The organism is Paracoccus sp. DMF-8, assembly GCF_029309835.1.
Lineage (GTDB): Bacteria > Pseudomonadota > Alphaproteobacteria > Rhodobacterales > Rhodobacteraceae > Paracoccus.
In genome coordinates this window covers 42365-53357 of sequence record NZ_JARJHL010000001.1, presented here as the reverse complement: position 1 = coordinate 53357, position 10993 = coordinate 42365, and the positions used below count along the sequence as shown (strand labels likewise).

The following is a 10993-nucleotide window of genomic DNA, read 5'->3' as shown; positions in this document are numbered from 1 at the left end:
GAAGAGCAGGAAGAAGAACGACTTCATACTCGTGTGACAGCACCTGAGGTGATGTGGTGGAACTGGTCTGGGTGCTGGAACGCGCTCTATGGCCAGCCGCGCCGCGATATCGCCGCCGCGCTGGACGGCTTGCTGGCGGCGCGGGAAATCGTCGTGGAAACCCCGACCGCGTGGGGCTGGCGGTCGAGCGTTACCGGCAGGGCGGGCTGGCTTTTCCGATCAGATGATCGCGCTGGCCGCCCGTGATGCTGGCACGCGCGACCTATACCTTTGACCGCAAGGCGGCATCGCAGGCCGGGATACAACTGGTTCCGCAGATGGGGCAGGGTAGCGGGCCGAACCCGCCGCAGCCCGCCCAACGGATCGTGGGCGCTCAGCGCAGGGTCGCCGACCGCCTGCTGGCCACGACGATAACGGATCGCGTCGATGGCGGGGCAGGCCACCCCGTCCCGCCCGCCATCCGGTGCCGCCCGATCGGCAGCATGATCGCGGCCAGAGGCCGGATCGGTGATGATCCGGCTGTCCAGTTCCAGACGCGCGCAGCTTCGTCCCGGGTCAGGTCTCCTCGGCGGTGCCCGCAGCCCTCGATCTGGCCCGCAGCCATGACGATCAGCCGGTCGGCATAGCGCGCCGCCAGACCAGGTCATGCAGCACCATCACGAGGAGCCATTGCGCGCGGCGCTTCAGGGTCGCGGCATGGTCTCGAACCTCGACCTGATGGGTGATGTCCAGAGCCTGGCCGTCGGCCTCGTCCAGCAGCAGGCGGGTGGCCACAGGCCGCGACCCAGACGCGCTGCGCCGGCTGCTCGACAGCTCATCAACCGGCGCCTGCTCCGCCTCGGCCACGGCCTCGTCGGCTGCGGGTGGCGTCCAGCGCGATAGCGCCGCCGTGATGCGGGTGAAAATCATGGTGATCGGATATCGTGATCTTCGCGACGGCGATCAGCAGGCTGGCGGGCCAGAGCGTGCGCTGCGCATTTATGACTGCTGTCATCTCGCCTGGCGCAATACGCGACATGTAGCGTCGACGCCCGCATCAGCCCGAGGATCTACCCGGCAGGATGTCCAGATCCAGACCCGAGATCGCCGTAATTCGCCGAAAGCCGGCGCAGGCTGATGGCACGAGCCCGGCCTGTTCACCAGCCGGATGAGATAGATCAGGTAGGCGCGCCCAGGCGCCCGTGACGATGCCGACAACCGGATTTCGCGCCGGGCAGCAGGAATCGGCCGCAATAGTCGCCGACCAGCCAGTAGATATGCCAGCGCGGCGGGGGACAGCATCGGTCAGATGGGGCCCGACAGAAAGCTATGACAGTAGTCACATAGCCACGGCGATGATCATGCCGACCGGGCGCAGCTCGCCTGCGTGGGCGTTATAAAGGCGGCGGCGGTATCCTCGCCCAGCTCAGCGTCTGCATCGCGGCTGCGCCATACATCCCGGCCTGAGCGCCACGGGCAGCGCGCCAGGGCTGTTGACCGATCCGACAGCCAGCGCATCGTCTTCCAGCAGGTCCTGCCGGGGCGTGCTGACAAATATAGGCGATGAAGTTGTCGCGGCCATGTCGATACTGACAAGGGATCGGTTACCAGCAGCCAGATTGCGCTAAAGGCGAGTTAGCTCGCCGGTCAGTGATTGACATGACGGGGTTCATGATACTGATTTCACCGCAAACGTTTGCCGCGCTGGCGCCGGAATTCGGGATGCCGATGATGCTGGCATTGCAGGCTGCGCAGTACCGTCGCCCAGTCGACTAGCAATGGCAGGCAATTGCCCGCGCTCATACCCGCCAGTACTGCGCGACATCCAGCGGCGGGAGCTGATTTCCAGCGCCAGCGCATGCGCGCAGTGCAGCGGGTTGTTCCGGCGATGACCTTCGGTGATAGCGGCGCGCGTGGCTGCGGCGGGAATAATACATCGTGAGTTAGTCATATCACAGGCCCGCAGTTCTGGCGGCGGACGATCCAGATAGAACTTTACGCTTCCAGAAGGCCACGACGATGTTCAATGTCGATTCGACGGCCGCGACTCCGGCCCAGAACATCGGCGCCCATCAGCAAAGACCGTTACGCGAGCAAGAGCCAGCGATGGTCGATGCCGACAGTAGGCCATGGTGCCAGATGCGAGGGCATCACCGACGAGTTGAGAAATGGCAGACGGCGGTGGTTCGCCCCAGGAGGTTGATGCGGCGGTGGCGCGCGGTGCGCTCGCCCAGATTCCGCCATCCGCCGCCGGGTTGCCGCGCGGATATCATGGCCAGCGTTCGCCGCTGGCGGCAGGGACTGGCCAGATCCAGCCGGAATGCGTCGCGCCGTCCGGGTTGCACTGATGCCGCCCGCGACAGTTGCGGATGTAGTAGTACTCATCAGAATACCAGCGACAGCGTGATAGCGCACCAGCAATAGCTCGTTTTCGGCAAACAGCCCAGTGCCGATGGTGTTGACGAGTCTGCTGTACAGCCCAGCGCCACGGATCGCGATATAGATCGGTTGAAATACGCGACCTTCGATCACGCCAGCGATGCGCCCATTACCCTACGCGTCACTCGCATGATCGCGCCCTGATATCGGCTGCCCGCTGCCGTTACAGGCGCGCGGAATGCGCGTGGAGATAGCCCGCGCGATTTCACCTGGCGGTTTCACTCGCAGCGCCGCTTCCAGAGATCGGCCAGTTCGCCGCGCGCCGAAACTCATCGATGCAAGCACAGCATATTGCTGCAGCCGCCAGAGCTGCGCATCGATCAGCGCGGGCAGGGCAGACGCAGGCAGTAATTGCGCTGCCGTTGCCAGCATCCCGACATAACCAGCACATTGCGCATCGACAGCGGCGTCGGATTGCCGTCGTCCTGACCGGATCAGTTGCCCAGAAAGATCGCGTCAGCCAAGGGAATGCATACCGGTACAGTGATGTGGTGATGCTGCTGACGCAGCTGCTTTCCGCCATAGTCACGATATCAACATCAAACTGCGCCGATGCGTTCGGCGTCTGCGAATACAGGCCGAGGCATTCGCGATGTTTCGACGCAAGAATTGTCATGGTGCTGACGGTGCCGAGGTCGGTCAAACGGTGGATACCATGAATGACGCCGATTGCCAGTTGCGGATAGTATCGCTGACGCGCCTGAAGTGAGCCTGGAAGACGTTACGCCAGCGCTGTGCCCATCCGGGATCTGCAACATTGGCGATGACCGGCGCGATCTGGCTGAGCATACCGTGGTCGGCCTGGTCAGCCTGACAGCGCGGCGATCGGGCCGGGTCAAAGCCACTGCCCGAATACGTTACGTCTTCGTCGAACAGACCAAGGCGTTCAGCCTGCCAGACGGGCTGACTCCAGGGCAGGATATCGCCGTCACCGCCGAAATTCGCCTGCGCCATGGCGCCGACGGGGACGATGCTCAGCGCCAAGCGGAACCTCGCGATTGGCCCATGCGACGGTGGCGCGGATTTATATCGGGATGGCGCCAAGCGCATTGACGCCGGAGTCTGCAATCCTGCGCCAGCGCGGCGAAGGGCAAAGGCAAAGTGAAAGAGCGGATGGACGGCTGAGTGGAAAGCAGCACTCGGCGGTTCTGCGTTCGGCTTGCCTTCCAGCTTGATCGCAGGTCAATCGCCGGGCGGGGCTGGGACCTGCAGAAGCCGACAGGCTGACAGCGAAGATACCGCCCCTTAGGCAGGCAGCGCCTGACCGACCCGGCGATACGCGCCAGCCGGATATGACAGTATCAGGCATGTCCATGTCTGTGACAAGACAGCCCACGGCCCTTCGGTTGAGGTTCCGCATTGGCGTTGAGCGCAGTATCGGCGACGGTTTTATTGCCACGTAGCCGCGCAGATTTGCCAGCCGGGTGCTGGCGCTGACGCAGCTGCCGGTGATGATGACGCGGCGATGCAGGGTAGGTTACTGCGCTTCCAGTGCGCGGGTAAAGATGGCGGCCGAACTGTTGATTGTCGCCTGGGCATCGGTGTCGGTCACGGCTGGAAATTGTGCGCGCAATCGCCACTGGTCGAATAGTGCTGGTCGATTTACGGCGCGACGGCTGATTTACGTTTGACGACCGTCTCGATACTCAGGATCCGCGGTTTCTACGTCTATATCGAATATCTTTGCCGCTCTCCGGTATTCCGCGAAGAGAACTTTGCCTTTGAGTGGCTGATTAACTGCGGCGCGATTCGATCCCGGCGGCAGGTTTTAATATGTCACAAACATGTTTTGGCGATATCCATGTCGCTTCGCGTGACCATGCCGAGGTCGGTCTCTGATTCTGATATCACTGGCGCACGCTGTTCTTATCGCTCTGACAGTAAGCTGCGTGATGCCAGCGCCGAATGACATTCCCGCGACGATGAAACATTCGATGGCGGGCGCGGGCAGTTCGATGCGGCGACAGCTCAGCGTCACGCTTCATCTGCGACAGCCGGGCAGCGGCGGCCATCTGCATATACGCTGACCGCCGCCAGGTAGGTCGATGGCATCGACACGCTGACCGGGCGATTCCGGCGGTAACGGTCGCGCTACGCGTGAACAGCATCTCTGCCATGTCGGATCATCAATGAGTGCTGACGACGCGCCATTCGGCACGAAGGTCAATGAATTGTCGAGGCGCTGCACATGATCGCCGGTTCGTGGGATGGATGTCGCCAGCCGCCCGCTGATCGGGGTCGAACATCGTGCGCACACCACCGCGGACGGCAGACCTATTGGGGCAAGTGCGCCCGGCGATCAACTGGCAAAACCCGGTTTATACCGGCCGCCCGGCATCGGTGCCGCTGCTGCGCAGTTCGATCAGCGATCAGGAAACCAAAGCGGTCTACCTGCAACAGGAACTGAGCTTTGCCGATCGCCATATCCTGACGGCCGGGCTGCGCCATGACTGGCTGGACATCACCCAGACCGACCGCCTGAGCGGCGTCGCGGAAAGCGGCGAGGCCAGCGGAACCACTGCGGCCGCGTCGCCCTGCTGACCCTACAAGGGCGACGCCGGAACTGTCGGCCCGGCGGCAGCTATGGCGGTGCGAATCGGTCGTGCCGGCATCGCTGACCGTCGAACCCGAACGCGGCGAGCAGTTCGAACTGGGCCTGAAATACCAGCCCGCCGGTCGCGGACGCTGGTGTCGTGCGGCGCTCTATGACCCGATCTGCAAGCATCAACATCACCCGCACCGGGCATCCGATCACCAACCAGCCCGAAACCATCGGTGAAATCCGCGCGCGCGGTTTCGATACCGAAGCCAAGGCCGAGTTGAACCCCCGCTTCACCCTGACCGCCGCCTATTCCTATATCGACAGCGAAATCACCGAAAAACGGCACCAGCGGCACCGTCGGCAACCGGCTGTCATTCGCGCCCGAACATATGGGCTCGGTCTGGGTCAGCTATGCGACGCAGGGCACGGGGGATGCGGGCGATCTGGTCTGCCTCTACGGCGCTGGCGTTACGAAGCGCGGGTATTTCTTTAACGATACCAATACGATGGAAAACGGCGGCCATGTCACCCACGATGCAGCCGTCAGCTATCAGGTGCTGGACAATACCAGCGTCGCGGTGAATGCTGTCGAACCCGTTTGGACAAGGAAATACATCGTCCTGCGGCGGCTTTGGCGCCGATTTCTACAATCCGGGCCGGCGAAATCACCGCGACCCTGGCGCCGGACCTCGCAGGGCCTAGCCGTGCAGGCCCCGCCGCATCCGTCGCCGTGCGCCGGGCGTTTCGCCCGCGACCTGGCGAAAGGCGCGGGCCAGGTGGGCCTGATCGGAAAAGCCCAGATGCGCCGCGATGCCGGCCACGCTCTGGATCGGTGTCGGTCAGCACCTGGCGCGGCCATGTCGATGCGGTGGTCCTTTCAACTGCTATCTGCAGGGGCGTGGTGCCGGTGGTGCGTTTGAAGGCATGGGAAAACCAGGCTTTCGGACAGGCCGACGGCTTCGGCCATTTCCGGCAAGGCTCAGCTGCTGCCCGCCACCCCTGCGCAGCCGCGCGGCCAGCCGGTCCAGTCCCTCGCCCTGCTCTTGGCCGGTGAAATCGCCAGCGCCCGGGCGAAACATCCAGTCTATGCGGAACATCTGGTCGGCAGCATCGTCGCCTGCCTGCTGGATGTGTCCGCCGCCGATGCGCCGGTGTCCGGGGCGCTGACGCAGCTACAGATGGACCGGCTGGCCGCCGCGGCTGCGCGGGGGTGGCGGGCGGCAGCATGAGCCTTCGCCGAAATGGCCGAAGCCGTCGGCCTGTCCGAAAGCCTGGCTTTCCCATGCCTTCAAACGCACCACCGGCACCACGCCCCCGCGATGGCAGTTGAAAGGACCACCGCATCGACGCGGCCTGCCAGGTGCTGACCGACACCGATCCAGAGCGTGGCCGGCATCGCGGCGCATCTGGGCTTTTCCGATCAGGCCCACCTGGCCTGCGCCTTTCGCCAGGTCGCGGGCGAAACGCCCGGCGCCTGGCGACGGATGCGGCGGGGCCTGCACGGCTAGGCCCTACCAGGTCCGGCGCAGGGTCGCGGTGATTTCGCGGCCCGGATTGTAGAAATCGGCGCCAAAGCCGCCATAGGCGATGTATTTCTTGTCAAACAGGTTCGACACATTCACCGCGACGCTGGTATTGTCCAGCACCTGATAGCTGACGGCTGCATCGTAGGTGACATGGCCGCCGTTTTCCATCGTATTGGTATCGTTAAAGAAATACCCGCCTTCGTAACGCGCGCCAAGCGAAACGACCAGATCGCCCGCATCCCCCAGTGCCCTGCGTCGCATAGCCGACCCAGACCGAGCCCATATGTTCGGGCACGAATGACAGCCGGTTGCCGACATTGCCGCTGGTGCCGTTTTCGGTGATTTCGCTGTCGATATAGGAATAGGCGGCGGTCAGGGTGAAATGGGGGTTCAACTCGGCCTTGGCTTCGATATCGAAACCGCGCGCGCGGATTTCACCGATGGTTTCGGGCTGGTTGGTGATCGGATCGGTGCGGGTGATGTTGTTCTTGGTCAGGTCATAGAGCGCCGCCGACACCAGCGTCCGCGACCCGGCGGGCTGGTATTTCAGGCCCAGTTCGAACTGCTCGCCGCGTTCGGGTTCGACGGTCAGCGATGCCGGCACGACCGATTCCAGCATAGCTGCCATAGACCGACAGCTCCGGCGTCGCCTTGTAGGTCAGGGCGACGCGGCCCGTGGTTTCACTGACCTCGCCGCTTTCCGCGACGCCGCTCAGGCGGTCGGTCTGGGTGATGTCCAGCCAGTCGCGGCGCAGCCCGGCCGTCAGGATATAGCGATCGGCAAAGCTCAGTTCCTGTTGCAGATAGACCGCTTTGGTTTCCTGATCGCTGATCGAACTGCGCAGCAGCGGCACCGATGCCGGGCGGCCGGTATAAACCGGGTTTTGCCAGTTGATCGCCGGGGCATTGCCCCAACAGGTCGCCGTCCGCGAGGTGGTATCGCGATATTCGACCCTGATCAGCGAGCGGCTGGCGACATCGCCGAACCGGCGGTCATATTGCAGCCGCGCGTCCCAGGCAAATTCCTTGGCCGAACCTTCATTGCCGAAATAATCCCGCGTCGCGGTCGTCGGCGCCTCGGTCGAAATGCCGGTGATATAGGCATAGCCGAAATCGGTTTTCGATTCCGCATAGCGCAGGGTCGAGCCGACCGTCAGGCCACCGCCGAAATCGTGATCGAAGATCGCGGTCAGCGTGGTGCGGTCGGTGCCGCGATAGTTGTAATCCGGTTCCCCGAAAAAGCGCGAGCGGTCGAAATCCGTGCCGACCGGATGGCCGCCGCTGCCCGGCACGCCGTCGCGGTTCAGATGGTCCAGCGTGACGCTGAGGCTGGTCGCCGCATCGGGCTGCCACGTCACGCCCGCCATCAGGAATGTTTCATCGTCGCGGGAATGGTCGTATTCGGCGCTGGCATCACGCAGCTTGCCGGTCAGGCGATAGGACAGCGTGCCGTCCGGGGTGATGCGGTCGCCGAAATCGAAACCGACCTCGGCATGGTCATTGCTGCCTGCGGCGACATGGATATCGCCAAAACGCTCGGGGCGGGCGCGTTTGGTGACATAGTTCACCATGCCGCCGGGATCGGAAATGCCGAAGGTGGTGGAATTCGCGCCACGGATGACCTCGACCCGCTCAAAGGCAAAGACCTCTTCGCGGATATTGCCGAAGGGGCGGCCAAGGCTCAGCCCGTCGCGATAGGTATAGACGCCAAAGCCGCGGATCCTGAAATTGTCGAAACGGTCGTCCGAGCCGTAGAAGTCAGCCGTCACGCCGGCGGAATAGGCCAGCACCTGTTCGACCGAGGTGGCGTTGCGCGCCTGGATTTCCCGCGCCGTGATGACCGACACCGATGCGGGCGTGTCCAGCAGTTCGGCCGCCATCTTGCTGCCCGCGCTGGAGCGCGTGGCCACCACCGTCGCCGCGTCATCGTCACCGACGCTTGCGTCGATCACCACCGGCGCCAGCACCACCGGCTGGCCGTCCTGCGCGGCGGCCCCCGTGGCCAGTAAAACCGTCGCCAGTGCCGCGCTCAGCGCCAATACCGAACCGCAACCGAAGAACCGCCGCAACGGGCGGGCTGTCTTGTCCCTGAACATGGATTTTTCCCACATGCCTGTCTGTCATATCCGGCTGGCGCGTGGCTGGCTGTCGCCCCGGATCTTGGGTCCGGGGCCTTTGCCGCGCTGCCTAAAGGGGAACGGCCCCCCTGTCTTGTATTTTCCTGCTGTCGCTTGTCGAAACCTGTCGGAAACCGCAGGTCCCGCAGGCCCGCCCGGCGCTGGCGGGGTTGACGCCACGGGTCGAAGCTGGAAAGCCAAGCGAAACCATCAACTATAGGAACCCGCCGAGATGCTGCTTTCCCTTCGGCCGTCCATCCCCGCTCTTTTCCTTTTGCTGCCCTTCGCCGCGCTGGCGCAGGATGCGGGCTTTCCGGTGACGGTCGAACATGCGCTTGGCACCACGGTCATCCCGGCCAAACCCGTCCGCGTCGCCACCGTCGCATGGGCCAATCACGAGGTTCCGCTGGCGCTTGGCATCGTCCCCGTCGGCATGGCGCGGGCGAATTTCGGCGATGACGACGGCGATGGCATCCTGCCCTGGGTCAGCGCCCGTCTGGCCGAGCTGGACGCCCCTGCCCCGGTCCTGTTCGACGAAGGCGACGGCATTGATTTCGAGGCGGTGGCCGCGACCCGGCCCGATATCATCCTTGCCGCCTATTCGGGGCTGAGCCGGGCCGATTACGACATGCTCAGCCAGATCGCGCCGGTCATCGCCTATCCCAGAATCCGCCTGGGCCACGGATTGGCGCCAGATGATCCGGATGAACAGCGCGGGGCTGGGCATGGCGGCCCAGGGCGATGCGCTGATCGCGGAAACCGAGGCGCTGATCGCTGATACCCTGTCGCGCCATCCGCAACTGGCGGGGAAATCGGCGATGTTCGTGACCCATCTGGACACGACCGACCTCAGCACCGTCAGCTTTTACACCGACAATGATACACGGGTGAAATTCTTCAAGGATCTGGGGCTGGTGTCGCCGCAAAGCGTCACGGATGCCTCGGCCGCCGGGCTGTTCGCGGGCAAGGTCAGCGCCGAACGCATCGACGCCTTTGACGATGTTGATATCGTGGTGACCTATGGCGGGCTGCTGCTGGCCGCCGCGATCCGGTCTGATCCGCTGTTTGCCAATATGCCTGCGGTCAGGAATGACGCGATCGTCTTTCTGGGCAGCGATCCGGTCGGGACGGCGGCCAATCCGACGCCGCTGTCGATCCCCTATGTGCTGGACGATTATGTCGGGATGCTGGCCCGCGCGGCGCAACACCCGAAATGACCTGCCCTGCCCTGCCGTCCCCTGCCCTGCCCGCGCGGTCGGTGCGCCGCAAAAGCCTGTGGCCGCTGGCGCTGGCCCTGTCGCTGCTGGTGCTTGCGGCGCTGTCGGTGGGTTTCGGCGCGCGGCAGGTGGTGCTAGCCGATATCTGGGCGGCGCTGCGGGGTGAAACCGCGAATATCGCGCAGGCTGCCGTCTCGGCGCGCATTCCGCGCACCGCGCTGGCGGCGCTGGCCGGGGCGGCGCTTGGGCTGTCGGGGGCGATCATGCAGGGGGTGACGCGCAACCCGCTGGCCGATCCGGGGATCTCGGGGGTGAACATGGGCGCATCGCTGGCCGTGGTGATCGGGGTCGCGTGGTTCCAGATCTCCAGCGCCGAGGCCTATATCTGGACCGCGATCCTTGGCGCCGGGCTGGCGGCGGTTTTCGTCTATACCATCGGCTCGCTTGGGCCGGGGGGCGCGACGCCGCTGAAGCTGGCGCTGGCCGGGGCGGCATCCTCTATCGCGCTGTCCTCGCTGGTGATTGCGGTGGTGCTGCCGCGCAATGACATCGCGGGCGGCATCCGGTCCTGGCAGATCGGCGGCGTCGGCGGCGCGACATTCGAACGGATCTGGCCGGTCCTGCCCTTTCTGGCGGCGGGCTTCGCGCTGGCCATGACATCCGCGCGGCGGCTGAACCCACTGGCCCTTGGCGACGAGATGGCGGCGGGTCTGGGCGAGCGCGTCGCCACCGCCCGCGCCACCGCCGCGCTGGCCGCGATCCTGTCGTGCGGGGCGACCACCGCCGTCTGCGGCCCCATCGGCTTCGTCGGGCTGGTCGTGCCGCATCTGTGCCGGCTGCTGGTCGGCATCGACCATCGCTGGCTGCTGCCCTTTTCCGCGCTGGCCGGGGCCTGTTTGCTGATGGGCGCCGATGTTCTGGGCCGGGTCATCGCCCGGCCGTCGGAAATCGACGTGGGCATCGTCGTGGCCTTTCTGGGCGCGCCGTTCTTTATCTGGATCGTCCGCCGCCGTAAGGCTGCGGGCGCTATGACCATGACCGCAACCGAGCGTGTAACCCATTCCCGCCGCAGCCGCGCGCGCCGCTATCGCCGGGTCATCGCCGGCCTGGCCCTTGCGCCTGCTGGCCGCATTCGCGCTGGCGCTGATCCGGGGGCAATCCGCGACCCCGCCG

12 protein-coding genes and 2 pseudogenes are annotated in these 10993 nt (G+C 64.7%); 7 read left to right on the top strand and 7 right to left on the bottom strand.

Annotated elements, in window-relative coordinates:
- Together PE067_RS00285 and PE067_RS00280 are read left to right on the top strand one after the other, a co-directional pair.
- Positions 1-246: hypothetical protein (locus PE067_RS00285; RefSeq protein WP_276187291.1), on the top strand; the 246-nt coding region annotated here is incomplete at its 5' end.
- A complete protein-coding gene (locus tag PE067_RS00280; protein WP_276187290.1) occupies positions 246-626 on the top strand; it encodes a hypothetical protein in 381 nt (126 codons plus the stop codon). The genes PE067_RS00285 and PE067_RS00280, both read left to right, overlap by 1 nt.
- On the opposite strand, the gene PE067_RS00275 is transcribed toward PE067_RS00280, so the two are convergent.
- From PE067_RS00275 to PE067_RS00265, 3 genes are all read right to left on the bottom strand, one after another.
- A complete protein-coding gene (locus PE067_RS00275; RefSeq protein WP_276187289.1) occupies positions 610-909 on the bottom strand; it encodes a hypothetical protein in 300 nt (99 codons plus the stop codon). The genes PE067_RS00280 and PE067_RS00275 overlap by 17 nt on opposite strands.
- Before the next feature lie 1623 nt (positions 910-2532).
- Positions 2533-2790 carry a hypothetical protein gene (locus tag PE067_RS00270; protein WP_276187288.1) on the bottom strand — a complete coding sequence of 86 codons (258 nt, stop codon included), beginning with the start codon at positions 2788-2790 and terminating at the stop codon, positions 2533-2535.
- 267 nt (positions 2791-3057) lie between these two features.
- A complete protein-coding gene (locus tag PE067_RS00265) occupies positions 3058-3402 on the bottom strand; it encodes a hypothetical protein (protein ID WP_276187287.1) in 345 nt (114 codons plus the stop codon).
- Positions 3403-4704: 1302 nt separating this feature from the next.
- On the opposite strand from PE067_RS00265, the gene PE067_RS00260 reads away from it, so the two are divergent.
- Together PE067_RS00260 and PE067_RS00255 are read left to right on the top strand one after the other, a co-directional pair.
- Positions 4705-4959 (top strand): TonB-dependent receptor, encoded by a 255-nt coding sequence (locus PE067_RS00260; protein WP_276187298.1) that lies wholly within the window; start codon positions 4705-4707, stop codon positions 4957-4959.
- Positions 4960-5123: 164 nt separating this feature from the next.
- Positions 5124-5453, top strand: a complete 330-nt coding sequence (locus PE067_RS00255; RefSeq protein ID WP_276187286.1) for a hypothetical protein — start codon at positions 5124-5126, stop codon at positions 5451-5453.
- A 205-nt stretch (positions 5454-5658) separates the two neighbouring features.
- Here the strand turns inward: PE067_RS00255 and PE067_RS00250 are convergent, their stop codons facing one another.
- Positions 5659-5781: an AraC family transcriptional regulator gene (locus PE067_RS00250; protein ID WP_276187285.1), complete on the bottom strand. Its 123-nt coding sequence runs from the start codon at positions 5779-5781 to the stop codon at positions 5659-5661.
- Positions 5782-6003: 222 nt separating this feature from the next.
- Here PE067_RS00250 and PE067_RS00245 point away from each other — a divergent pair, with 222 nt between their 5' ends.
- Positions 6004-6189, top strand: coding sequence for a hypothetical protein (locus PE067_RS00245; protein ID WP_276187284.1), 186 nt, complete (start codon positions 6004-6006; stop codon positions 6187-6189).
- A 282-nt stretch (positions 6190-6471) separates the two neighbouring features.
- Here PE067_RS00245 and PE067_RS21695 read toward each other — a convergent pair whose 3' ends face one another.
- The 3 genes from PE067_RS21695 to PE067_RS00240 are packed head-to-tail and all read right to left on the bottom strand — an operon-like array spanning position 6472 to position 8582.
- Positions 6472-6654, bottom strand: a complete 183-nt coding sequence (locus PE067_RS21695) for a hypothetical protein (RefSeq protein WP_346429629.1) — start codon at positions 6652-6654, stop codon at positions 6472-6474.
- 13 nt (positions 6655-6667) lie between these two features.
- Positions 6668-7090, bottom strand: a complete 423-nt coding sequence (locus PE067_RS21690; RefSeq protein WP_346429628.1) for a TonB-dependent receptor — start codon at positions 7088-7090, stop codon at positions 6668-6670.
- Positions 6984-8582, bottom strand: a complete 1599-nt coding sequence (locus PE067_RS00240) for a TonB-dependent receptor (protein ID WP_346429627.1) — start codon at positions 8580-8582, stop codon at positions 6984-6986. The genes PE067_RS21690 and PE067_RS00240 overlap by 107 nt, the downstream gene beginning before the upstream one ends.
- A 253-nt stretch (positions 8583-8835) precedes the next feature.
- Here PE067_RS00240 and PE067_RS00235 point away from each other — a divergent pair.
- Positions 8836-9820, top strand: a pseudogene (locus tag PE067_RS00235) (iron-siderophore ABC transporter substrate-binding protein).
- Positions 9817-10836, top strand: a pseudogene (locus PE067_RS00230) (iron ABC transporter permease); the annotation flags it as partial. The pseudogenes PE067_RS00235 and PE067_RS00230, both read left to right, overlap by 4 nt.
- Between the last annotated feature and the right edge of the window lie 157 nt (positions 10837-10993).